The organism is Desulfobulbus alkaliphilus (assembly GCF_016918545.1).
Taxonomy (GTDB): domain Bacteria; phylum Desulfobacterota; class Desulfobulbia; order Desulfobulbales; family Desulfobulbaceae; genus Desulfobulbus; species Desulfobulbus alkaliphilus.
In genome coordinates, this window is the sequence record NZ_JAFFQC010000024.1 from 41,655 (window position 1) to 66,713 (window position 25,059).

Below are 25,059 nucleotides of genomic sequence, written 5' to 3' on the forward strand. Positions count from 1 at the left end.
CGGTGTATTCCGGGGTATTTATTGTTGTGCTGCGGAAAGATTCAAAGGCTGCCAATTATTCAGCAGCCCCACCAAGGTTCTGACTCCAATACCTGAGGGCCCTTTGGGAATATAGGATTTTTCGGTAAAATCCCAGGCAGTCCCGGCAATGTCGAGATGCGCCCAGGGCGTATCACCGACGAACTCCTGCAAATAGCAGGCAGCGGTGATGGTGCCAGCACTTTTGTCTCCGGTATTTTTCAGGTCCGCAACCCGGGAGTCAAGCAATTTTCGATACTCTGGCCCCAGCGGCAGGCGCCAGAGCGGTTCTCCCGCCTGGACTCCGGCTTCGGTTAGCTGCGCCGCCAACTGATCATTATTGGCCAGCAGACCGGTGTAATGGTGCCCCAGGGCAACAATGACCGCACCGGTCAAGGTGGCCAGGTCAATCACCGCTTCAGGCTGGTAGGTGGCGATCCCGTAGCCAAGGGCATCGGCCATGATAAGGCGTCCTTCAGCATCGGTATTGATGATTTCCACTGTTTTACCACCGTACTGGGTGATGATGTCGCCGGGTTTCAGAGCTTCCGGTCCGGGCATGTTTTCGGTGGCCGGAATCAGAGCGACCACATTGATCCCGGAAATTCTGGAACCTGCGATGGCCTGCATGGCGGCGAGGACCGCTGCGCCGCCGCTCATATCATACTTCATGCTTTCCATGCCGGCCGGCGGCTTGGCACTGATCCCACCTGAATCAAAGGTGAGGCCTTTGCCGACCAGGAGAACAGTGGGCAGTTTCTTGCTGACTCTGTATTCAACAATCACCAGTTTTGGCGGCTGAGCCGATCCTTGATTGACGGCAAGGATACCACCCATACCCAGTTTCTGGAGCGCGGATTTTTCCAGCACTTTGTATTTCAATCCGCTTTTCTTACTGATTTTTTTCGCATATTCGGCAAAATCATGCGGCGTCCAGCCATTACCGGGCCGATTGGCCATATCACGAGCGGCACAAACCGCTTCCGACCCGATTTTTCCTGCGATCATCCCCTTGTGAACAGCCTCCTCAACTAACCCCCCAGGATGGAGAGCAATGTTTTCCATCCTGGCAGCCTTTTCCTCTTCCTTGAGAGTAGTTTTATACATGTGAAAACGATAATTCCCCAACAGCAACCCTTCAACGAGACATTGGGCAATTTCGGCGGCATCAAGGGAATATTCCCTCGGCAGCACAACCAGCAGATCGCGGGCCTTGACCCCTTCCGCCTGTCTGGCTATGGTCCCGCCAGCCATGCGCAGTCGTTCCCTGCGATCATTGATTTCATCATCCTGTTTACCCAGGCCAACGAGCAGGACCCTTTTTGCCCGTGGAATTGGTTCTTGATCATCCGAAATCAGGGTGGGGTAATAAATAAAGGTCTGATCTTTCTTGCCGTTGAAATCACCGATTTCTTTGATTCGCGGCAATGCTCTGTTGACTCCGCCGAGAATCTCAGAATCCAGAGTCAACGCATCTTCCTCCACAAAACAGACCAGTAGGTCTCCCGCAAACCCGTGAGGATCCTCCAAGGTCATGTTGATTGTTTCTTGCCCCATGTGCATCGGCCTTTTCCCTCCTGTACGGATATGGTAAACACTTTAAAAAGGAACAGGAACTGTTTAATGTACCTGTTTCATACACGAAAGTTGATTGAACCTCAATCGACAAAACCCTGGCAAGTGATCACAGGCACCCCATCTCTGCACGGGCGTTATGGGCCTCCCGGCTCTGTGGGGGTTCGTCCGTGCGTCAGCTTTGTTGTTGGTGGCCGTTTGATTAAAGGACATTTTATCAGACGATACCGGCAATGAAGATGGCGTGCGGCCGGACGCCCCAAAGGGGGCGAGTGCCGGCTTATTATTAAAATTTTTCTACAATTATTCCCCGATTACAGTACAATAAAAGCCAAACAGTTGCCTAACCGTCGCCAATGCAGCTACCTGTATTCAGCGTGCAGGCAAAAGGCTGCCTGACCTGGAATCCGGATAGATCCCAAGGGCCCGTGACCGGTTACCAACATCGCTGCAAAGAGACGACTCATTCATAACAGGATACATGATCGGAGGCTTCCCTTGTTGACCGTGTTCATCATTGCCGTCAGTTCCGCCTTGCTTATTTCCACGATGTGCTCCATTTTCGAAGCCGTGCTGTTGTCGTTGTCCCCCCCCCAGGTCGAGTTGATGACCGAAACTCACCCCAGACAGGCAGAGCGCATGCAGGCTTTTAAGGAAAACATTGAACAACCCATCACTGCCATCCTGACCCTCAACACCCTGGCGCACACCATCGGTGCTTCAGTGGCCGGAGCCGCGGCGATCTCTCTTTTTGGTCAACAGGGCCTGATCTGGTTTTCTCTGTTTTTCACGTTGACCGTGCTCCTCTGCACGGAAATCCTCCCTAAAACCATTGGCGTCAGTTTTTGCAAACAACTGGCTCCCCACATTGTTGTGCCGCTGCATTGGATGATTATCGCCCTGAAACCTCTTATTATACTGGCGCAGTTCGTTACCCATCTGGTGCCTAACAGTAAAAAACCGCATCACATTTCCGCGGAAGAGTTGAAAATCATCGCCAGCCTGAGCAGAAAATCCGGAGTTATCGAAGCTGAGCAGGAAACCGTGATTGCCAACATCCTCCAACTCGGTAAAAAAACAGTGCGTCAGGTCATGACTCCGAGAACGGTCACTTTTTCCGCTTCCCAGTCATTAACCATCAAAGAAGCGGCATTTATTGAGGAAAAATGGCGGATGCACAGCCGCGTTCCAGTATATGAAGGTGAACCGGACAATGTGGTCGGTTTCGTCCTCAGCCAGGATGTCCTGATGGCCGCGGCGATCGGACAGGAGGATCTCAAATTGCAACAGATCATGCGTCCGGTTCATTTTGTTCCGGAAACAGCCCCACTGGATCGCATTTTCATCGATTTCTTTGAGCACCGCCAACATCTTTTTGTTGTTGTCGATGAATACGGCAGCGTTACCGGCGTGATCAGTATGGAAGATATTCTTGAAGAAATCATCGGCAGGGAGATTGTCGATGAATCCGATAAAGCCCGCAACATGCGGGAGCTGGCCCGTATCCGCAAGAAAAAAATCAACACCCTTTAGGCATGCGACATTGTCCCTGGATCCCTGATCATCTTTTTTCCTGAATCCGTGACGGCTGGACGCTTGTTTTGAATCTCTCTCCCTGTGGAACATTTCATCATGAACTTCCCTGCTCATCCTTCGTTCAATCACAACACCCCTTGGGTCACCTTTCTCCTTGTGCTCTGCAGCTTCTTTGCGGCCCCTCTCCTTCTGGCGGAGACAAGGTATATCAAGCCAAGTCTGGAAGTCACCGTGTATCAGGAGCAAAACGTCGCCGCGGACACCCTCGCCTCGATTTGGATGGGAGAAGCTGTGCAGGTGGTGCTGGTTGAGGAGGAATGGACCCATATCCGTTTAGAGGACGGCACTGAAGGCTGGGTACACTCCCGCTTTCTCGACCCTGCACCACTCCTGCCTGATGATCTTCCTGGAGCGGCGGAAGCAACCGATATCCCTGTTGACCTCCAGGTCCTGTTTAAAAGCCTGATTACCGAGAACGAACAACTGCGCAAGGAAATCGCTGCCACCAGGGGAGCGGAGCAAACAGCTCATTCCGGGACAGGACTGGCAGCGACAAACGATCCCGCCACTCTCCTCAATACAACCATCCTTCTGGACGAAGCCCTGGGGCAGCTTGAAGAGAAGCGGGTGGAGAATGCGGTTCTTCAGATCGAAAACAGCATATTGAAAAAAAACCAATCGATTAAATGGTTTCTGGCCGGATCGGGCACCCTGTTGCTTGGTTGGCTCATCGGCCGAATGACAAACAGCGGGGTTCGACGGAAAAAATCATCCCTGCTCTGACGATCGGCTACGTCACCATATTTGCTGACAATCGCCCGGATCCGAGAGCGCAAGTCCCGAAGGACGGCTGGTTAAAGGTATAGCCCCTGTATACGGGCAGCCGCGACCGTGCAGAGATGAGGGTGCCGATAATCGCTTCATTTTTATCAGTTCATTGCCTCCAACTGCACCGCCACCTCGATGGTCGCGCCTTCACGGACCAGGGTCAGCCGAACTGTATCGCCGACTTCATAGCGTTCCAATTCGTCGCGTAAAGAGGTATGGTCGCTGACCCTGCGGCCGTTGACTGCCTGAATGACGTCCCCCAGAACCAGGTGATCCCGCATCTGGGTGGTGCCCCGCAAACCGGCTTTTTCCGCTGAAGTTCCGGGCAGCACATTCAGGACCAGGGTGCCCTGGAGACCGAGTTCATCCGTCAGTCTCCGGTTGGCCAGGGTGACACCCAATCCAGGGCGAATGAGCCTTCCCTGGCTGATAATCCTTGGCACCACCCGGTTGACCTCTCCCACCGGAACAGCAAAGCCGATCCCGGCACTTCCTCCAGAAGGACTGTAGATAGCTGTATTAACACCAATCAGCCGGCCGGCGCTGTCCAGTAGCGGCCCTCCGGAGTTGCCGGGATTTATGGCGGCATCTGTCTGAATGACATCATGGATGGTCCGTCCGGTTACCGCGTTGATTTCCCGACCCAGCGCACTGACGACGCCGGTTGTCAGGGTCTGATCAAGGCCAAAGGGATTGCCGATGGCAAAAACTTTCTGACCGACCTGCAGATTGCTGGACTCACCGATGGCCAGGGGATGAAGTCGGCCGGCCGGAGCGGCAATCTGCAGTACGGCGAGATCCCGGTCCGGAGCAACACCGACCAGTACAGCTTTCCAGGTCGTCCGATCCGCCAGAGTCACTTCCAAGCGGCTGGCATCGGCAATAACGTGATAATTGGTCACGATCCGACCCTGTTTATCCCAGACGAACCCCGACCCCGTGCCCCGGGGGATCTCGTATACATTCAGACTGAAGATATTGCGCCGTACCGCAATGCTGGTGATATAGACGACCGAAGGAGCGGCATTGCGAAAAATCTCGATGGTGTTCAATTCGTCAGCGGCCAGGTCGCCACGGGCATCTATAGGGCGGGGAACCGCCCCTGGATCATGCAGGGGGCGTTGAAAGGTCTGGAATAGCAGCCAGCCGGCCACGAACAGCACAAGGAGAATCGTCAGACGGTTGATACCGGACCTTGAAGAAAAAGCAGCCAAGGAATCACCTTTGGGCAGATAAATCAAACCAGGTTGTCAGATGAGGGGACAATCACGTCAGGATTTCCGGTGATCGCTGCAAGAGAAGCGTTTACCGGGTTTGATCTTTCCTGATAATCGAAGCTGCTGGATGTGACGCTGCAAAGACAAACACCTTGCTGACTCCGTGACGGCTGGACGCTTGTTTTGGATATCTCTTGCCGTACCCATTTTATAATTGCAGCGGAATCCTTGACAATAACCTTCATCAGTCTCCCTTCGGGGTGTCCGTCCACACGGATTCAGGAAGCAGGTGTATTTATCCGAACAGACCGCTTTTCTGGGCCAGATAACAGAGAAAAAAACCGATGGCCATGGCTATCAGACCAATGCGGCGCAATTGTTCCGGAGGCATCTCCAGGATCTGCCTGAGCCATCGCTGCATGGCCTCAGGCGAGGCCGCGTACGGTAAACCTTCGAGAATGAGAATAAGACCGATCAGGGTTATAAACAGTTCCATATTCCAGCAATACCAAAATTCAATAACCTGTGCAATCCTCACAAAGGTATTGACAATAGTCAGGTGAAAAAAGTAATTTAATTGGTGTATTCGATGGTTTATTTTGCCGTGCCATGATGTATCGACCTTCACGATTCAGCATTCCAAACCTCTTGCAAACAGGTGAGGATCAACAAAGCTCCGTGTATCCATGACCCAACTGAATTCAAAATACCGCGATTCCGGTGTCGATATCGACAAGGGTAATCTTTTTGTCTCCCGGATCAAATCCATTGCCGCTGAAACCCATCGCCGTGGGGTCCTCGCTGACCTGGGGGGATTTTCCGGCCTCTTTGCCATCGGCAACGAGGATCTGTCCAACCCGGTGCTGATAGCCTCCACCGACGGGGTGGGCACTAAGCTCATTGTGGCCAAACTATGCAACAAACACGATACCATCGGAATCGACCTGGTGGCCATGTGTGTCAACGATGTCATTGTCAGTGGCGCCAAACCGCTTTTTTTCCTTGATTATTTTGCCAGTTGCTCCCTGGATATTGACGTAGCCACCGATGTCGTCCGCGGCATTGCAGCCGGCTGCAAACTGGCTCAATGCTCCCTGATCGGCGGTGAAACCGCGGAAATGCCAGGCCTCTATCAGCCAGGGGATTACGATCTCGCCGGCTTTGTTGTCGGCATTGGCGACCGTAACGCCATTATCGACGGTAGTGATATCAGGGTCGGGGACAAAATTATCGGCCTGGCGTCTTCCGGGCTCCATTCGAACGGCTTTTCACTTGTCCGAACAATCTTCTTTGATCAATTGGGCAAAAAGGTGGATGATTTTATCGAAGAATTCGGCTGCAGCCTCGGAGAAGAGCTGCTGCGGCCGACACGAATCTATGTGGACAGCATCGTTACCATCCTGCGCCGCTATAAAATAAATGGTCTGGTGCATATCACCGGTGGTGGTTTCATCGACAATATTCCCCGCATCCTGCCCGCGGGTTGCGTTGCCCACATCCACGCGGACAGTTGGCCCATTCCGCCGGTTTTCACCTACCTGACCGAAAAAGGAGCCGTTTCCAGTGAAGAGATGTTTCGAACCTTCAACATGGGCATCGGCATGATGACCATTGTTTCCGAACATCTGGTCGAAGACCTCCTCCATCAATTCAGAGCGCGTGGGGAGCAGGCCTATCTGATCGGTGAGATAAAAACTACCGCTCAGGTCGGTGGGGGCAAGCAGGTGGTTATCGACGGTGTCTGTTAGGACGTGCTCATCCAGAAACGATTGTTCTCCTGCTGATCCTTTATTGCGCCGTCACGGATTCAGGTTTTATTCCATCCGGGCGCAGTCCGCATCACTGCCTTTGATTTTATCCAGACCATGCCTTAAGGCCGGGAACACTGCCTCCAGATTCTCCCGGGCTGCTTTTCTGCTGCCCGGGAGATTGATAATCAAACACTCCTTGCGGATGCCGGCAATGCCACGAGACCAAACCGCCTGCACAGTCTTCTCCAGGCTGGCCAGACGCATGGCCTCGCTTAAGCCGGGAACCTGCATATCCACCACCCTTGCTGTCGCTTCGGGAGTTCTGTCACTGGGGGCGACACCAGTCCCTCCGGTGGTGACAATCAGGTCCAGACGCATCTCATCCACCCAATGCACCAGGGTCTGCTCGATCAACGCCTGCTGATCAGGAATAACCAGAGAGACGGCAACCTCAAACCCCTGGGCATGCAGCATTTCCCGCAACAATGGCCCGCAGGTATCTTCACGCTCCCCCCTGGCCCCCTTGTCGCTGAGGGTGAGTACACCACACCGATAAGGGACGGCAGATTGCCGGATCACTATTCTTCCGCTTGCTGCTTGTATTCGGCGATGATCTTCTCGGCGATCTGAGCGGGCACCTCCTCGTAATGAGAAAATTTCACCGTGAAGGTTCCGCGCCCCCCGGTCATGGAGGTCAGGTCGAGTGCATACAGCAGGATCTCGGCCTGAGGGACGTGGGCATTGATGATTTCCAGTTTACCGGTTGAATCCATGCCCAATACCCTGCCCCGGCGGCTGTTGAGGTCGCCCATGACATCACCGACAAAATCCTTGTGAACCCGGACCTCGACTTCCATGATGGGCTCGAGAAGAACCGGATTGGCTTGCACCACACCCTTTTTAAAGGCCAGAGAGCCGGCAACCTTGAAGGCCATTTCCGAGGAATCAACCGTGTGGTACGATCCGTCGACCAGGTTGACCTTGAGATCGACAAAGGGGAATCCGGCAATCACTCCTCGATCCATGGCCTCGAGAATACCCTTCTCGACCGCCGGCCGGTATTGCTGCGGAATGACACCACCGACAATCTTGTCGACAAACTCGAAATGTTCTCCCCGCGGCAGGGGTTCCATCTCGATGGTGCAATCGCCGAACTGGCCGCGACCTCCGGATTGTTTTTTATGTCTTCCCTGGACCGTCACCTTCCCCTTGAGGGTTTCTCGATAGGGGACGCGGGGGGGATGCAGCTCCATTTCCACCCCGAATTTCCGTTTAATTTTTTCTCCGATGACCTCAAGATGCACCTGCCCCACTCCGGAAATCAGCGTTTCATGGGTCTGCTGTTCCCTGGTGAGCCGCAAGGTCAGATCTTCGTCAAGTAAACGGGTGATGGACGAAAAGAGTTTTTCCTCGTCGCCTTTTTTAGCGCTGACGGAATAAGCTATCACCGTGGGCAACGGCTCAACCACGGGATATACGATGGGATTGGCCTCTTCGCAGAGGGTGTCTCCGGTCGTTGTTTCCTTGAGTTTGGCCACAGCCACTACCATCCCGGGCAGGGCCTGCTCCACCGGTCGCTGCTCCTTTCCGGCCATGATGAAGAGTTGCCCGAATCGCTCGGAGGTTCCCTTGGTGGCGTTATAGAAGGTATCGCCTTTCAGGGTTCCGGAGACAATCCGAAAAATGGTCAAACGACCGGCAAAAGGATCAGCCATGGTTTTAAAGACCAGGGCGGAAAACGGACTGTCAGCGGTTCCCCGTCGCTCGACCTGATCACCGGTCTTGGGATGACTGCCCACCCGGGCCGGACGCTGATCCGGAGAAGGAAGCAGATTGATGACAGCATCGAGGACAATTGAGGATCCAGCATTGCCGAGGGCGTCGAGGGCGCAAACCGGCGCGATCTGGGAAGTTCGAATCGCCGCGGCCAAACCGGTCTGCAGCTCTTCGTCGGAAAGGAGCCCTTCCTCAAGAAATCTCTCCAGCAACTCATCATCGGTCTCGGCGACATATTCAAGCAGGCTTTCCCGCAGAGCTTCCACTTCATCGACCATGTCCGCCGGAATCTCACCATTTGTTGCCTTGCCGCCTTCGGTGAACAGCAGGGCCTTGTTGGCAACGATGTCCACCACACCTTTGAAGTGATCTTCGGCGCCAATGGGCAGGTAGAGCACCACCGGATTGAGACCGGTTGTTTCCCTGATGCCGTCGACGGTCTTGGCAAAATTGGCCCGTTCCCGATCCATTTTGGTAATGCAGATCAGGCAGGGCAGATTGTGTTCCTTGATAAGATCGACAAATTTTTCCGTCTGCGGCCGCACGCCCAGGACAGCCCCCACCGTCAGCACGGCGCTGTCGGCAACCTGGGCAGCCAGACGGGTCTCGTTGAAAAAATTATCGTCTCCGGGCGTATCGATGAGATAGACATCGTTTTTTTTCCAGGTCAGATGGTTAAAAGCGGTGCTGATGGAAATCCGGCGCTTGATCTCCTCGGGCTCAAAGTCCATTGAAGCCGTTCCTTCATCCACCTTACCCAGCCGTTTCACTGAACCGGCGGTAAACAGTAACGCCTCCGCAAGGGTTGATTTACCGCTGTTGCCATGTCCGAGAATAACCGTATTCCTGATCTGTTGTACGTCCTGCATGGATACCTCCAGTGAGTGAAACGGGTGCCGCATAAAGGTTAAAGGATGACTATTCCCGACTGAAAAGCATTGAAAAGCTCTTTCTCTTTCCAGAGAGGAATGGTAACCATCTAGTCCAAAAAAACCGCTACTGTTATATTCGTATTAACATTGCAAAGTCAAGCTATAACCCTCTGAAACCCTGATCAATCAATGAGCACGCCTCCATCGGTCACCCCATCCGGATCCACCGGTCGGATCGCCCGTTCCGCTGGAGCGGTGAGTATCGCCGTTATGTGCAGCCGCGTCCTCGGCCTTATCCGCGAACAGGTCTTTGCCGGATTCTTTGGAGCGGGGTATGCCTACGATGCCTTTGTTGTCGCTTTCCGTATCCCCAACCTGCTGCGGGATCTGTTCGCCGAAGGGGCCCTTTCCGCCGCCTTCATCACCGTGTTCTCCCAATATGACGCCAAACGCGGCCCAGAGGCAACCTGGCAGCTGGCCAGCAATGTGCTCATTTTTTTTGCTATCCTGATCAGTTTGTTAACGCTCATCGGCATGTACATGGCCGGCCCGATCGTCAATCTGCTGGCACCGGATTTCAGCCTGGTTCCCGGCAAAACGGAGCTGACCGTCCAACTCACCCGGATCATGTTCCCTTTCCTGCTGTTCGTTTCGCTGGCGGCAGTGGTCATGGGGATGCTCAACGCCAAGGGCAGATTTTTCATCCCGGCCCTGTCGTCGAGTTTTTTCAACCTCGGCTCCATTGTCGGCGGCCTGACCCTGGCCTGGCTCTTTCCCCGTTTTGGTCAACCAGCCATTGCCGGCATGGCCTGGGGGACCCTCCTCGGTGGTGCGCTGCAACTCATGGTGCAACTGCCTGCCCTGCGCAATATCGGTTTCCGTCTCCGTGTCCATTGCAACCTTGCCGATCCCGGCCTGCAGCGCATCCTGCTGTTGATGCTCCCTGCCATCATCGGCCTCTCGGCCACCCAGATCAATATCTTCGTCAACACCAATTTCGCTGCCAGCTGTGCCGAAGGCTCCGTCTCCTGGCTCAACTATGCTTTCCGTCTGGTTCAGCTGCCCATCGGCCTCTTCGGCGTGGCCCTGTCCATAGCCATCATGCCGATCCTGGCCAAACAGGCCGCGGAAAAGGACATGGCCAGTCTGAAACAGACCTTCACCTCGTCCTTGATCCTGGTCTTTGCCCTGGCGATACCGGCCACGGCCGGGCTTATTCTCCTTGCCGAGCCCATTATCCGTATCATCTTTGAGCGGGGAGCGTTTACGGCCTTTGACACCCTGCAAACCGCGTCGGCCCTTTCCTGGTATGCCTGCGGTCTCTTTGCCTACTCGGCCATCAAGGTGATGGTTCCTGTCTTCTATGCGGTCGGCACGACAAGATTTCCGGTCATCGGCAGCTTCCTTGGCGTTGCCGCCAACATTATCATTATCATCCTGGTGATCGATCTCATGCAGCACCGGGGGATTGCCATGGCCACATCCCTGGCCATGAGCTGCAACTTCCTTTTCCTTGCCATAATCCTCCACTGGAAACTTGCCGGACTGCCCCTGAAGTACCTGCTGACCGGGCTGATGAAAATCCTTACGGCCGCGGCTCTGATGTCAGTGGCAATATGGGCGCTGGTCCAGGTGCTGGCTGGCTGGCTGACCGGGCCGACCCTGCTCCAGGTTTTCGGATTAGGCCTGCTGATCACTGTGGGTGGAGGACTGTATGTGGTGGCTCTGCAACTGCTGCGACTGCCCGAATGCACCCTGCTGACGGATAAACTCGTTCAGCGGTTGCGCAGATCATAGAGAAGCTGCAATTGGGCCAGCACGCTGACCACCGCGGTATCGACGTGAAGGATACGACGACCCATGGTGAACGTCAGAAAACCCCGCTCAGCGAAACATTGCAACTCATAGTCGCTCCAGCCACCTTCCGGACCGACAGCGAGCAACAGTCGCTGACCGGGCAAACCGGCGACCGCAACGTCGGCCAGGGTGCCATCGGCTTGCGGATGGGCAATCAAGCCATGGCCATCAAGACCGGGCAGGACATCTTCGACAAAGGGTTTGAATCTGGGATGAATGGACACCTCGGGCATCCGGGTATCCATGGCCTGCTCCATGCCGTCGACAAGAATGGCGCGCATTTTATCGGCTGCAAGCAACGGCGTTTGAAAAAAGGATTTTTCCACCCGCCGGGAACGGATGAGATGAAAACGCCGTACCCCAAGCACGGTGGCCTGCTTGAGAATGCGCTGCAGCATGATCGGCCTGGGCAGGGCCAGAATGAGGTCCACATCCAAATCGCACCCTGGCTCACGATCCAGGACCACCGCCAGCCGCACCGACGCTCCCTCAACGGCCAACACCCGGCCACTGCCGAGTTGACCATTGATTACTCCGACCCGAACCCAGTCTCCGGGTTCCACCCGCAGGACACGGATAAGATGCTCGGCCCGGCGACCGGTAAGGATGGTTTCATCGCCGGTCAACTCCAAGGGGTCAAAAAGGAGCAGGTTCATGGCCCAGAGGCAGGATATCCGCAGCAGATCGGATCACCACCAACCTGCTGATGAAAACTTGTCACAGCTGCAGCACCTTGTCCTCAAAACGCAAGGTGGCAAAGTAATCTTCCGGGGTTTCCTCACGGCGGACCAGGGCGACCCCACCGTCCCGCCGGAGTAGAAGTTCCTTGGGGCGAAGCTTGCCATTGTAATTGAAGCCCATGGCCAGTCCATGGGCACCGGTATCCTGAATGACAAGAAGATCGCCGTCTGTGATTCTCGGCAGTTGCCTTTGGATAGCAAACTTGTCATTATTTTCGCAGAGCGAACCGACCACATCCACGGTCTCCATGTCCGGGGCTTCCTGCTTGCCCAACACCTCGATATGATGATAAGCGCCGTACAGAGCGGGCCGCATCAACGAGTTCATGCAGGCATCAACGCCGATGTAGGTTCGATAAATATCCTTGCGGTTGATGGCCCGAGTGACGAGCACCCCGTGCGGACCGGTCATATAGCGGCCGCTCTCCATGAATAAAGCCGGACTGTAGCCTTGACGCTGCTGAAATTCGGCAAGGAGCGCGGTTATTTCCCTGCCCATGGCCGCGATATCAAGAGGCCGGGCATCAGGGGTATAAGGGATACCGAGCCCGCCACCAATATTGAGGAACGTAAAAGCTATCTCCAGCTCCCTGCCGATACTTTCCGCCAGTTCAAGCAGCATGGCCGCGGTACGGACCATGTAGGTGTAGTTGAGTTCATTGGAGGCCAGCATGGTATGGAGACCAAAGCGTTTTGCCCCCCGGGCCCGGGCCTGGCGATAGGCCTCGACGATCTGCTCGTGGCTGACCCCGTATTTGGCCTCCTCGGGCTTGCCGATGATATCGTTACCGCTGCGCCGCGATCCCGGATTATAGCGAAAGCAGATCAACTCCGGCATCTGCGGCACTTTGTCGATGAGGCTGATATCATCAAGATTGAGAATGCAGCCACCTTTCGCTGCCGCAGCCAGGAAATCTTCACGGCTGGTATTGTTGGAGGTAAACATGATCGCGTCGCCGTCGGCGCCGATGTCCCGGACAAGGAGCAACTCGGTGATTGAACTGCAATCAAAACCAAAACCCATGTCCTGCATGATCTTGAGAACACTGGGGTTGGGCAGGGCCTTGACCGCATAATACTCGCGGAAGGAGGGAATGGCAGCAAAGGCCTGCTGCAACTTCCGGCCTGTTTCACGGATACCGACTTCGTCATAGATGTGAAACGGCGTGCCGAAATGCTCGGCAATGGCGGGTAAGTGGGGATACAGACGATCTGCAAAGCCGGGGGTAATGGGCATGGTACTGTTCCTTTTTAAGTTCACCCTGAATCCGTGACGGCTGAACGTTCACGGATCTAGGTTCAAAAACGGATGGGAATACGAGCGGTTTCCTTGTAGGTCCGCAGGACGGTCGCTGTTCGGGTGGCAACCACCTCATGGATACCTGCGATTTTTTCACGGATGACAACGGCCAGTTCAGCGGTATCAGCGACCCGGAGCTTGACCAGGTAGCAGTCCTCGCCGGCGACATAATGGACCTCCTGAACTTCCGGGACAGCTGCCAGCGATCTGCCGGTTTCCGGCCGGTCGCCCACCGATCTGGTGCGGACCTCGACAAAGGCAATCTGTCGTCGGTCAAACTGTTCAGGGTTGAGCCGAACCTCATACCCATCGATAACTCCCTGCCGCTCCATCTTGCGGATACGTTCCAGAACAGCCGAGGGAGCCATTTCGACCTGACGGGCCACCTCGACATTGGGTATCCGAGCTTTTTCCTGCAGTATTTTCAGGATTTTCAAACTGATTTCATCCAGCACACCAGGTCTCCAGCCAAAGGTCATGCTTCTGCCAACCCAAAGACAAGCGGCTCAAGGAAATATTAAGAACAAAATTCATAGGGTCAGATATAATACAGAATTATTACCCTTGCAATTATCTGTATGCAAAAAAATATTCGTAACATTGCCACAAAAAAAGAATATAAAGTGAACGGAAAAAAGCTTGTCAAGCTTGTTGCACCTTTCTTCTTCGACAGAAAAAAAGCATACTGGTATCCCTGGATCCGTGAGCGTTCGTCCGTACGTCAGCTTCGTTGTTCTTGACCGTTCGATGAAAGTACATTGTATCGGACGGGTACGGGCAATGAAGATGGCGTGCGGACGGATGTCCCGAAAGGCGGCTGGTGAAAGGTATTGTCAAGGGATTGGCTGCAATTATAAGATGAGTACAGCAAGATATATTCAAAACAAGCGTCCGGTCGTCACGGATTGAGGGTATCAAAAAAGCCGTATCCTTTACCCTGGACTCGGCAAACCATAAGGGACCAGTCAATGTTTCTGTTCTACAAGATTTTTTCGAGTTTCCTGGTCCTTGTCCTGCTTCCCTTCGTCCCCCTGCTCCTCTTGCGAAAAAAGTACCGGCAGCGCATTACAGGACGACTGGGTTTCGGACTGAGACATCAGGTGGCCCAACTCGGGCCGCTCCCCCGGTCTGCTCCGGTCTTCTGGGTTCATGCCCTTTCCGTGGGCGAGGCCACATCCGCCCTTCCGCTGGTGCATGCTATCCGCCAGCGCTTTCCGGCAGCCCGGATCATCTGCACCCTGACCACTGCTTCGGGCAGTCAGGTGGCGGAACGTCTGCTTGCCCCCCATGCCGATCTCCTGCTTCCCGCCCCCTTGGACCTGGGACCTGTTGTTCCTTTTTTCACCAGAATGATCCAGCCGGACCTTTTCATTCTGGTGGAAACCGACTTCTGGCCTCACTGGCTTTCCTGTCTCGCCGGGGAAAAGATTCCTGTGGTCCTGGTCAACGGGCGGATTTCAAAAAAATCGCTGCGCCAATACCAACGATGCCCTCTTCTCTTCCGAACCATCTTTCAGAGCTTCACCCTTCTCTCCATGCAAACCGCCGCCGATGCAAAAAAAATGATAGATCTGGGGGTAGAAGCCGGCAAGGTCGTCACCCTGGGTAATCTCAAATTCGATACAGAACTCTCCGCTACGACCGGCACCAACGCTCCAGTGTCCATGCCGACAAAAATCTCGCGCGGTTTTGCACCCACCGCACCTCTGTGGATCTGCGGTTCCACCCATGACGATGAAGAAGAACAGCTCTTTTCCGTGTATAAGCACCTGCGTGGTACAGTCCCTGAACTGCAACTCCTTGTTGCCCCACGGAATATTGAAAGAAGTCAGGATATCCTGGCGCTTGCCGCCGCGCACGGCCTTGATGCCCGCGCTTGGACCATGGGTGTGCAACGGCAGGGACCGGTTTTGATCCTCGATACCATCGGAGAGCTGGCTGCCTGTTATCCCATGGCTGAGGTGGTTTTCATCGGCGGCACCCTGGTTGCCGAAGGCGGGCATAATCCCTTGGAAGCGGCAAGAGCCGGTGTCCCGGTGCTGTTTGGTCCCCACATGGAAGATTTCGAGGAGATTGCCGCGGAACTGACTCGTTGCGGTGGTGCTCTTCAGGTCGGTTCCGCGACAGATGTGTCCACTGCTGTGGAACAGATCCTGCGTGATCCGGCCCTGCGCACGTCCATGGCCACCGCAGCCCTGCAATGTGTCCGCAGGAACCAGGGGGTCGCCCGGAGACATCTTGAAAGAATGACCGCTCTTCTCGTGCGGACCGAAAACAACGGATGATTGCCCCATGCATAGGTTGCTGCATATCTGCACAGAGAACCTGCTGATCAGCGCCACCCTGTGCTTTCTTGCCGGTGCCTGCAGCGCTTTTTTTCTCTCGACAAGCAGCACCCATTTGCCTCTCTTCAACCTGACCCTGCTCATGGTCCCGGCCCTGGTATTCGCCGCTTTTTTCCTTGGCCGGCAACTCCGTCTGCTTGTCCCTTTGCCTCTCTTCTTTCTTGTCGGCCTGTTCCACACCCATCTGGCTCTGCAACCGCCAACAGATCCACATACCCTGGCCACCCTCATCGAACAGCGCACCAGGGTAACACTGGTCGGCCGAATCCTCTCCATGGTGGAAGACAATGGTGTCAACAGCCGTTTTGACCTGGCCACGGAGTCCCTGCTCATTCATGACAATACCGGCAACGCATCATTTCAGCCGGCCAGAGGCACAGCCCGACTCTCTGTCCGCGGCAGCCTGGATCGGGAATACACCCCGGGCACAAAGATCATGGTTCTTGCCACCCTCGATCGAGTTCGCCGGTACCAGACCCCCGGTGCCCTTGACGTCAAGATGCTGATGGCTTCCCGCTCCATTCACTGTTCAGGCTGGATTCAGAGCCCCAATGATATACTCCGCATACAGGAGCCTCCCCTTTCCCATCGGGACCGTCTGCGCTTTGTTCCGGAACAGGTGCGCCAGCATGTCGCCGACTTCCTTCTCCTGCGACTCGAACCGACCAGTGCCGGTCTCTACCAGGCTCTGCTGGTTGGCTCCAGGGTCAATATTGACCCACGCACCCTGGAAGCGTTCAAGGCCAGCGGCTGCATGCATATTCTGGCCATCAGCGGTCTGCACCTCAGCCTCCTTGGCCTGTTCACGGTTGCGGTGTTCACCTTGGCGCTTAAACGATCCCAATGGCTGCTGCTGCGCACCCATGTGCCCACCCTGGCCCTGGCCCTGACCGCGCCTATCCTGCTTTTTTATGCCTTTATCGCCGGCATGAACACGCCGGCCTTCAGAGCACTTGTCACCGCCCTCCTGGTGCTGTTTGCTGTTCTGGTACGCCGGCAGCACACCCTCATCCATCTCATTGCCGCCGCCGCTCTGGTCATCCTGGCCGTCAACCCCCTGGCTCTATTCACCGCCTCTTTCCAGCTTTCCTTTGCCGCGGTTTTGGCCATCAACCTTATATACCCCAGACTGCCCATCCTCAAGGACGTGGACACAGCGACTCCGCCACGGCCCAGGATTCGTCAGGGATTGGCTGTCCTGCAATCCATGCTCTATGTCTCCCTGGCGGCAACGGCGGGAACCCTGCCTGTTCTGCTCTACCATTTTAACAGGGTCTCGCTGATCGGCCCCCTGATGAATCTCGCTGTCCAGCCCCTGCTTTGTCTGTGGGCATTACCCTGGGGCCTCGCGGCACTTCCCATAATACCCCTGTCACCCGACCTGGCAGCCCTGATGCTGAAAACAGGCGCCATCGGCATCCACCTTGCCGTCACCCTCACGGAAACAGTCAGTGGCTTTTCCTTGGCCTCAATACGGGCCATCAGCCCTAATGCATTTGAAATGCTACTGTTTGCAATGGTTCTTGTTCTGGTCCTTTTTCCCCGACCAATCAAAGCGCTTCACCTCATTCCGGCATTACTCCTCACCAGCCTGCTCCTGCTCTCCTTCACCCATTCCCTCTGGTATCCCAACCGGCCACGGCACCTGACAGTCAGTTATCTCGATGTGGGGCAAGGTTCAGCAACCCTTCTGCGTCTGCCGAATGGGAAAAACGTCCTCATCGACGGAGGCGGATATGCAAGTGAACGGTTCAACGTCGGCCAGAGTGTCATTGGACCATATCTCTGGCGGCAACGGATCTGGCGGATCCATGATCTCATCATTACCCATCCGCATCAGGATCACTACAACGGCCTGCCTTTTGTCTATGAACATTTTCGACCCCAGCATCTGTTTATCAACAGTGATCCCGGCAATGAACCGGCCTATCAAGATTTTCTTGATCAGGTCCGCGGCAATGACACACCTGTGCAACATGTGGCAGCTGGAGACATCCTGCACCAGGACCACCATTCGCGGTTGGAATGCCTGGGCATGGATGGCCTGCTCAATGACAGCCATTCCTGGTCAACCAACGATCGTAGCCTTGTTTTTATGTTGCAACACGGTGACCGCCGTTTTCTTTTTCCAGGGGATATTGAGGCCCGAAGCGAACGTCGGCTCCTTTCCCATGGCCCTCTTCTTTCCGCGGATATTCTTCTGGCTCCACACCATGGCAGCCTGACTTCTGGAAACGAAGATTTCATTGCCGCGGTCTCGCCGGCAATGATTGTGGTCTCTTCGGGACTGGCACGACAGGGAATTCTGCCCGCTCCAGCACGGCTCGAGCAGTGGCAGCGACAGCGGATACCAACCCTGATCACAGCCCAAAACGGCACCGTCACCGCCACTACGGACGGAACAACCCTGCGCATCAAAACCTTTGACGGAAAAGAATCGATTTTCTTTGATACAGTGGGAAATTCCCGGGAAAAGAGCGCATTGAAGCAAACAAAAATATACGGTAAAGTACGAGATATACGCAGATCCTTGCAGAGGAAAAATTCCAGCCCATGATGACTTTGACGAAAAAATGTCCGCACTGCGGCAGCAAGCGCTTTACTTCACGATCAGAGACCTCGCGTACGACACCGTTATCATTTGCCACGATCTTTTCCTGCCAGGAATGCTGTCAGCAGTTCCGGTACCTGTTCCCCTTTGCCCTTGCTTTTGAGAGTAGAGTCACCCCCCCCTCCGAACTGCCAGTCAATTTTCTCCTCCGCATTCAAGGAACCCGGAATCAATACGCGAGAATCACCAACATCAGCCCCGGCGGCCTGTCCTTTATTCATCACGTCAATGTTCTTCCCGCCGACACCCGTCTGCTTGTGGTTGACCTCTATAACTGCAATGACGGCTCTTCGCTGGAATCTCTCCGGATCGAAATTGTTGCCTCATCCGAACAAGAATTGAACAGACAAGGAAGAAAAGCCTCGATATTCAGATACAGCGCCCGGTTCATCCATCTCAACCAAGCGCAACAAAAAGTGCTCGTAACCTGTATCAGTCAACACGGATCACCCCGGCTGCTATCTCCGCAAAAGGTCAAATATCGGTAAAATCAGTTGGCTGACGACGCAGATACTTGACAAATCGCGCCTTCTCGTAACAATTGATATATGCGTCTTCAGCGCTGATTTTTTTCTTTTCCAATAATTCAAAGATAGCGTCATCAAGGGTCTGCATACCGTATTTTTTCCCGGTCTGCATACTGGAGGGGATTTGATACGATTTGCCTTCACGGATCAAATTGCGCACCGCCGGCGTACAGATAAGGATTTCGAGAGCAGCCACCCTTCCCTTGATATCGACCCGTTTGAACAATGTCTGGGAAACCACAGCCCGCAGGGCATCGGCCAGGGTTGAACGAACCTGCCCTTGCTGGCTTGCGGGAAATATCTCGATAATACGGTCAACAGTTTTCATGGCATTCATGGTGTGCAAAGTACCAAAAACAAGATGCCCGGTCATCGAGGCCTCCATGGCCAGGGCTATTGTCTCCAGATCCCGCATTTCTCCCACCAGTATGATGTCCGGATCTTCACGGAGCGCTCCACGCAGGGCGGCGGAAAAGCTCCTGGTATGGCTGCCCACTTCCCGGTGATTGACGATGCAACTCTGGCTTTTGTGGACAAACTCGATGGGATCTTCGATGGTCAGAATATGATCCTTCCGGGTCTTATTGCATTCATCGAGGATAGCTGCCAGAGTGGTCGATTTTCCCGATCCTGTGGGCCCTGTGACCAGCACCAGTCCCTTTGGGAGGGAGGCCAGCTTCGAGACAACCTTGGGTAAGCCTAACTGCTCACAGGTCAGGATATCACTGGGAATCTCGCGGAAGACAGCGCCGATACCGTATTTCTGCTGAAAAAAATTACAGCGATACCGTGCCAGTCCCGGAATCTCATACCCGAAATCCATGTCACCGGTTTCTTCGAAAATCTTTATTTTATCCTCCGGGCAGATTTCATACAGCATGCTTTTCAGGGTTTCATTGTCCAACGCCTTGAATTTAACCCGTTCCATATCACCACGGATACGTAGCACTGGCTGCTGTCCAGCCATCATGTGGAGATCAGAGGCTCCTTCATCATTCATAAGTTTAAAAAAAGCATCAATCTGGGCCATTCGCTGCTCCTCTTCCTTGCATCAGTTCATATTGTACAAAATATTTCGGACTCTGCGGGTGTTCACCAGTTACACCGCCAGGTTCACTCGAATATGGTCAACGATTTCTTCGACATCATCCATAACAACGAACAAATTGAGATCCTCCTCGGCAATTTTGCCGCCAGCCAGCAATCTTTCCTGTAGCCAGCCAACAAGCCCGCCCCAGAACGTCGAACCAACAAGAACGATCGGAAACGGCTTGATTTTTCTGGTCTGGATCAGGGTCAGGGATTCAAACAATTCATCCAGGGAACCGAATCCACCCGGGAAACAGATGAAAGCCGTCGAATATTTCATAAACATGACCTTGCGGACAAAAAAATACCGGAATGCCAGGGGCAGGTTCACATACGCATTGACAGCCTGCTCGTGGGGCAGATCTATATTCAGACCGATGGAGAGCCCGCTGGCCGCTGCAGCACCACGGTTGGCAGCTTCCATAATTCCCGGCCCCCCTCCGGTAATCACAGCGTAGCCGGCCCGGGCCAGTTTTTCGGCAAGATCACAGGCTGTTTTGTAGTCGGGGTGATTCACATCGGTTCGCGCTGATCCGTACAGGGTGATTGCCGGTTGCCGCAAACCGGAAAGTGTATCGAATCCTTCAACAAATTCAGAGAGAATCCGGAACATACGCCAGGAATCCTTTTGATCCATGCTGTCAAGACAATATTGATTTTCTCTGAATTTCTGAAACCTGTTCTCTACCTCCACCCCTCTCCTCCTCAGTTATCACAACAGCAACATTGAATTATCACCTTTGATCGAATCAAACATTGTTCGACCGAGACCAATCAGATCCACTCTCATTCCCGAACGTTGGGGAAAATCAGGTTCAACTGGAATACCTGGCGGGCTGGGGGAAGCCTGTGGTCCATCGGATCCAATTCAAAAGCATGATAAACCACCCGGATTCAAACCCCGTAATCGGTTACACACGGTCAACCACATGGTCACAAATTCCCTGCCTGGCCAGATTGGGTACCATATTGCCTGGCTCGTTCTCTCTGCCGCGCAGTGGCATCCTTCATGTTTATCACCCGTAAAAAATACTTTCTTGCCTGCGCATACCGCTTTTGAGCAAGGAAAAGAACACCGAGCAGCAAATGGCCTTCAACATGATTACGCTTGATTCTTAGTCCCTGCCTGATGGCATCAAGAGCCTCGCCATGGTTGCCGAGGAATAACAGAGCCCGTCCTAAACGGCACCAATGGTCAGGGTGAAAAGGGTCCTGAGCCAGCGCCCTCTGACACAGCGACAACCCCACCTCATGCCCTTCGCCCTGTTCAACATACAAGACCCCGAGCATGCTCAAGGAAACACTGTCGCGGGGAAAAAGCTGCAAGGCGCGCTGGCAGGCAACAATCGCTTTCTCTGGTCGACCAGTCTCCCAATACCCCTGCCCGAGAAGACGAAACAGCAGATATTCTTTTTCGCTCCCCGCAACCCCCTGCCATTGTTCAAGCAGAGCCACTGCCTGTTCGTACTGACCGAGTTCATTGTACAGCCTGCTCAACGACAAAAACAACTCCTGCCCTGTCCTTTCTTCCCGGGGCATGAGTGCATAAGCTCGCTCAAAGCAGACCAGAGCCGCTTCTTTTTTCCGGCGGGACTGGTGTACATAGCCAAGGTTCACCAGCGCCATGTAATTATCCGGATCTGTCCGCAGGACCTCCAGAAAGCACTCGGCGGCCTGCCCTGCCTGATTGAATTCAGCCAGGGCCACGCCCAGACTGTTGAGCAGATTGATATCACACGGTTCCAGCAGCAACCCGCGCCGGTATTCCCGGATGGCGCTGCGATAATCGCCCTCTTCGAAAAACAAATCTCCGCTGACGTTGAGACTGAGATGATCAAACACCACCACACTGCCGGGATGAAGCAATGATCCATGCGCAAGCGCTTTCAAACAATTTCCGGGAACATCTTTTTTAGCAAAATCAAGACAGGGCCAGGAGGCGACACCAATGGCGATCTCGCTGTCCCCATACTTTTCGCGGCAAAGGAGATGCACCTCATCAATACAAGCTTGAATGGTGGCCCACGGTACCTCCGGAAAAAAAAACAGACCTCTGTTGTTCGAACCTCCACAGCAGATGCCGACGTTTTCCACGACATCCCTGACCCCGCTGTCCACCAAAAAGATATCAGCAATAACCTCAGGAGAACCGGAAAGAACCGCCAGCGTAAAACCATTCAGCCCCCGCCATTGTTTTTTCAGCGATCCCAGAAGGTCCGGGTGGGATACATGAAAAGGAAGGGGATGCCGAGTTTCGTCATCCGCATCATGCATGCCGAAAGGGCCTTTTTTTTCAGCTTCAGCCAGGGAATGCCAGCATCTCGCGAGAAGATCAGAATCAGGCTTGCCCGCGGATCCAGTCAAGGCAACAAAGCCCATCTGCACTTTGCGAATCCCCTCTCGCTTCAATCGATGCTGGAGATAAGCTCCCCTTTGCAAGGCGACATCTTTGCTGACATTACCTAGAAACACACCAAAGACCCCGCATCCGAATGAAAAACAGAATCCTCCAGTCAAAACCGGAAGGAGGGTAGCCATCTCCTTGAGCTTTTGCAGATTCCCCCGTGCACTTCGCCGGGGAAAGATCGTGCTGACCAGAAAAAAGATACCGGTTTCTGACTCGTCATGATTTTTCAGGAACTCCTCAGCTACTCGTCGATTATATAATCCGGTTTCCGGGTCGACATACCCCAGGCGAATTGCTTCAAGCCGCTCCGGCAGGATTATGCGCATCTGGTGTACCCAGTCCGATGTACTTTTTTTTTCCAGCATCGAATCGACATCACCCAAGATAACAGCGGCGAAAGCTCCCGAGGTCAGCGGCAGTGAAGCTATGCACTGTCCTTGTGCAGACAAGAGATCAACACCGCCATTGTCCATGGACGAGGTTGGGGCTTCAGTTCCACCAAGCGATGGTTGGACAGATCCGGATTCGTTCTGGTGCTGGTCTTCACAACAGAAAAAATGAACAGTGCCAGGTACGGGCAGAGACCGCTGTATTTCACGGGTCAGGGGTACTCTGAGAACATGCAGGTCTTCGCGGGAGACCATTGTTATTTTTCTCCAGGATATGTTTTCTGTTCACCCCCTGCTGCCACAACCAGAGTGCCCAAGAGACCTTCAACAATCAATGCAAGTTCATCATCACGCACAGTCCGCATGTCGAGAAGAAACAGGTCATTTTCAACTCTGCCAATAACAGGGACAGATGAACGACGCAGGGATTTTTCCAATTGATGGATTGTCATGACAGCGGGCCGCAGGGCCACTGCCCAACTGGGAATATTCTGCTCCGGCATGGCACCGCCACCGACTCTTGAGTCCACCTGAACCACGTCAACGGAACAAAGGTCCTTCATTTTTGCTGCAAGGCGCTGTTGACATGCCTTGGCCCGTTCACGCACGCTTTGTTCCGGAGAGGCGATCATCGCCAGGGTCGGAATTTCGCGGACAGCAAGGGTTTCGTCGAGGTACAGCCGCAAAATGGACTCCAGGGCCGCGAGAGTGAACTTGTCTATGCGAACAGCCCGATTCAAGGGGTTCTTCTTTATCTGCTCAATGTAGATTCTTTTGCCGAGGATGAGCCCAGCCTGAGGTCCGCCAAGCAGCTTATCGCCGCTAAAGGTGACAATACCCATACCAGAGGCAACAGTCTCCTGCACCGTCGGCTCCTTTGCCAGCCCAAACCGGCTCAAATCAATGAAACAACCCGAGCCGAGATCCTCCATGACTGGAACCGCAAGGCTCTTCCCCAATTGAACAAGTTCAGGGCCGGATACCTCGCTGGTAAAACCGATGATCCGATAATTACTGCAGTGTACCCTGAGGAGCAGTGCGGTTTCATTGGTCACAGCGCCGCGATAGTCCTCGATGCGGGTTCGGTTGGTGGTCCCGGTTTCCACCAGCAATGCCCCGCTTCGCTTCATGATGTCAGGTATACGGAAGGAGCCGCCAATTTCGATCAATTGCCCGCGAGAAACAACCACCTCTTTGTTTTTTGCAAGGGTTTCAAGAGCGAGAAGAACTGCGGCAGCGTTGTTGTTGACAACCAGAGCAGCTTCAGCACCGGTCAACTCGCAGAGCAGGTCCTCGACATGGGCGTACCGAGAACCGCGCTTGCCGGTTTCAAGATCAAATTCGAGATTGGTATAGTTTTGCCCGGCCAGCAAAAGAGCGTCTGTCGAAGAGGAAGGCAACAGGGAGCGGCCAAGATTGGTATGGACGATGACCCCTGTCCCGTTGACAACCCGTTCAAGCCTGGGACGGTGGTATCGGCGCACAAATGCTTTAAGGCCATCAATGATTGAGGTGCGATCAGAACTGGAAATATGATCACCCCGGAGTATTTCCTGTCTGGTTTTCTCCAAATAGATGCGAGTGCAATACTTGAGTCGCGACAGGGGCACATCGTCAAGATCCCCTGATTCGATAAAGGAATGCAGGCATTCATTGACATTGGGGATCATGCGCAGAGAGCGGGAGACAGAGTCCATATTTGAAAAAACCACAGAAAAATGATGGAGGTGTGCAGACCGGAAACAGGGAACGCTTCGGCCGTTGTCTTCATTTTGCATGGTACGACAAAAGGGACAACGAAAGCAAACGAATAAACGGTGTCATTCCAGCGCATTCATTCATGTGGCCCTCGGCATCCATACCAACGTCCTGAATCCGTGAGCGTTCGTCCGTGCGTCAGCTTCGTTGTTCGTGGCCGTTCGATGAAAGGACACTTTATCGGACGGGTACGGGCAATGAAGATGGCGTGCGGACGAATGCCCCGAAGGGAGGCTGGCGAAAGTTTTTTCAAGGGGTTAGCTACAATTATAGTATGAGTACAGTAAAATATATCCAAAACATGCGTCCAGCCGTCACGGATTCAGGAAAAGTGAAAAAACCCATTGACAAGGCGTTCCGGTTCCGGTAATTTGCCGCTCCGTTGCCTTGGGGACAGGATTTGCCTGTCCGTGTCCTGCTGGATTTGCGGAAGGGCGGCGGAAAAAAGCATTGACAAGTGATC

The 25,059-nt window shown here is 54.0% G+C and carries 19 protein-coding genes; 7 read left to right on the top strand and 12 right to left on the bottom strand.

What is annotated here, in order from left to right; translation table 11 throughout:
• Positions 1–18: 18 nt before the first annotated feature.
• Complete coding sequence (locus JWG43_RS12750) at positions 19–1,581, bottom strand: leucyl aminopeptidase (protein ID WP_205243321.1); 1,563 nt, start codon at positions 1,579–1,581, stop codon at positions 19–21.
• Between the two features lie 519 nt (positions 1,582–2,100).
• Between JWG43_RS12750 and JWG43_RS12755 the strand changes: the two genes are divergently transcribed.
• Both JWG43_RS12755 and JWG43_RS12760 read left to right on the top strand, forming a co-directional pair.
• Complete coding sequence (locus JWG43_RS12755; RefSeq protein ID WP_338033268.1) at positions 2,101–3,126, top strand: hemolysin family protein; 1,026 nt, start codon at positions 2,101–2,103, stop codon at positions 3,124–3,126.
• 99 nt (positions 3,127–3,225) lie between these two features.
• Complete coding sequence (locus tag JWG43_RS12760) at positions 3,226–3,912, top strand: TIGR04211 family SH3 domain-containing protein (protein ID WP_205243323.1); 687 nt, start codon at positions 3,226–3,228, stop codon at positions 3,910–3,912.
• A 146-nt stretch (positions 3,913–4,058) separates the two neighbouring features.
• On the opposite strand, the gene JWG43_RS12765 is transcribed toward JWG43_RS12760, so the two are convergent.
• Positions 4,059–5,171, bottom strand: coding sequence for a S1C family serine protease (locus JWG43_RS12765; protein ID WP_240193571.1), 1,113 nt, complete (start codon positions 5,169–5,171; stop codon positions 4,059–4,061).
• A 298-nt stretch (positions 5,172–5,469) separates the two neighbouring features.
• A complete protein-coding gene (locus JWG43_RS12770; protein WP_205243324.1) occupies positions 5,470–5,670 on the bottom strand; it encodes a DUF2065 domain-containing protein in 201 nt (66 codons plus the stop codon).
• Positions 5,671–5,860: 190 nt separating this feature from the next.
• Between JWG43_RS12770 and purM the strand changes: the two genes are divergently transcribed.
• A complete protein-coding gene (purM, locus tag JWG43_RS12775) occupies positions 5,861–6,922 on the top strand; it encodes a phosphoribosylformylglycinamidine cyclo-ligase (protein WP_275888467.1) in 1,062 nt (353 codons plus the stop codon).
• Positions 6,923–6,988: 66 nt separating this feature from the next.
• Here the strand turns inward: purM and JWG43_RS12780 are convergent, their stop codons facing one another.
• Positions 6,989–7,504, bottom strand: a complete 516-nt coding sequence (locus JWG43_RS12780; RefSeq protein ID WP_338033267.1) for a MogA/MoaB family molybdenum cofactor biosynthesis protein — start codon at positions 7,502–7,504, stop codon at positions 6,989–6,991.
• Positions 7,504–9,570 carry an elongation factor G gene (fusA, locus tag JWG43_RS12785; protein WP_205243325.1) on the bottom strand — a complete coding sequence of 689 codons (2,067 nt, stop codon included), beginning with the start codon at positions 9,568–9,570 and terminating at the stop codon, positions 7,504–7,506. Before fusA ends, JWG43_RS12780 begins: the two co-directional genes overlap by 1 nt.
• Before the next feature lie 192 nt (positions 9,571–9,762).
• Here fusA and murJ point away from each other — a divergent pair, with 192 nt between their 5' ends.
• Entirely contained in the window at positions 9,763–11,370 is a 1,608-nt protein-coding gene (murJ, locus tag JWG43_RS12790; protein ID WP_205243326.1) for a murein biosynthesis integral membrane protein MurJ, read from the top strand.
• On the opposite strand, the gene JWG43_RS12795 is transcribed toward murJ, so the two are convergent.
• The 3 genes from JWG43_RS12795 to JWG43_RS12805 all read right to left on the bottom strand — a co-directional run bounded on the left by JWG43_RS12795 (position 11,349) and on the right by JWG43_RS12805 (position 13,925).
• Complete coding sequence (locus JWG43_RS12795) at positions 11,349–12,086, bottom strand: 16S rRNA (uracil(1498)-N(3))-methyltransferase (RefSeq protein ID WP_205243327.1); 738 nt, start codon at positions 12,084–12,086, stop codon at positions 11,349–11,351. The two genes, murJ and JWG43_RS12795, sit on opposite strands and share 22 nt — an antisense overlap.
• Before the next feature lie 61 nt (positions 12,087–12,147).
• Entirely contained in the window at positions 12,148–13,407 is a 1,260-nt protein-coding gene (locus JWG43_RS12800) for a diaminopimelate decarboxylase (RefSeq protein ID WP_205243328.1), read from the bottom strand.
• Positions 13,408–13,469: 62 nt separating this feature from the next.
• On the bottom strand, positions 13,470–13,925 hold the full coding sequence (locus JWG43_RS12805; RefSeq protein ID WP_205243329.1) for an Lrp/AsnC ligand binding domain-containing protein: 456 nt from the start codon (positions 13,923–13,925) through the stop codon (positions 13,470–13,472).
• A 513-nt stretch (positions 13,926–14,438) separates the two neighbouring features.
• Between JWG43_RS12805 and JWG43_RS12810 the strand changes: the two genes are divergently transcribed.
• The 3 genes from JWG43_RS12810 to JWG43_RS12820 are packed head-to-tail and all read left to right on the top strand — an operon-like array spanning position 14,439 to position 18,914.
• A complete protein-coding gene (locus JWG43_RS12810) occupies positions 14,439–15,755 on the top strand; it encodes a 3-deoxy-D-manno-octulosonic acid transferase (protein WP_205243330.1) in 1,317 nt (438 codons plus the stop codon).
• A 7-nt stretch (positions 15,756–15,762) separates the two neighbouring features.
• Positions 15,763–18,372 carry a DNA internalization-related competence protein ComEC/Rec2 gene (locus JWG43_RS12815; RefSeq protein WP_205243331.1) on the top strand — a complete coding sequence of 870 codons (2,610 nt, stop codon included), beginning with the start codon at positions 15,763–15,765 and terminating at the stop codon, positions 18,370–18,372.
• Complete coding sequence (locus JWG43_RS12820) at positions 18,369–18,914, top strand: PilZ domain-containing protein (protein WP_205243332.1); 546 nt, start codon at positions 18,369–18,371, stop codon at positions 18,912–18,914. Before JWG43_RS12815 ends, JWG43_RS12820 begins: the two co-directional genes overlap by 4 nt.
• On the opposite strand, the gene JWG43_RS12825 is transcribed toward JWG43_RS12820, so the two are convergent.
• The 4 genes from JWG43_RS12825 to selA form a co-directional block, all read right to left on the bottom strand.
• Positions 18,901–19,983, bottom strand: coding sequence for a type IV pilus twitching motility protein PilT (locus tag JWG43_RS12825; protein ID WP_205243333.1), 1,083 nt, complete (start codon positions 19,981–19,983; stop codon positions 18,901–18,903). The two genes, JWG43_RS12820 and JWG43_RS12825, sit on opposite strands and share 14 nt — an antisense overlap.
• Positions 19,984–20,052: 69 nt before the next feature.
• Positions 20,053–20,679, bottom strand: a complete 627-nt coding sequence (locus tag JWG43_RS12830; protein WP_205243334.1) for an LOG family protein — start codon at positions 20,677–20,679, stop codon at positions 20,053–20,055.
• Positions 20,680–20,975: 296 nt separating this feature from the next.
• Positions 20,976–23,093 (bottom strand): tetratricopeptide repeat protein, encoded by a 2,118-nt coding sequence (locus JWG43_RS12835; protein ID WP_205243335.1) that lies wholly within the window; start codon positions 23,091–23,093, stop codon positions 20,976–20,978.
• Positions 23,094–23,095: 2 nt separating this feature from the next.
• Positions 23,096–24,535, bottom strand: coding sequence for an L-seryl-tRNA(Sec) selenium transferase (gene selA / locus JWG43_RS12840; RefSeq protein ID WP_205243336.1), 1,440 nt, complete (start codon positions 24,533–24,535; stop codon positions 23,096–23,098).
• Positions 24,536–25,059 lie beyond the last annotated feature (524 nt).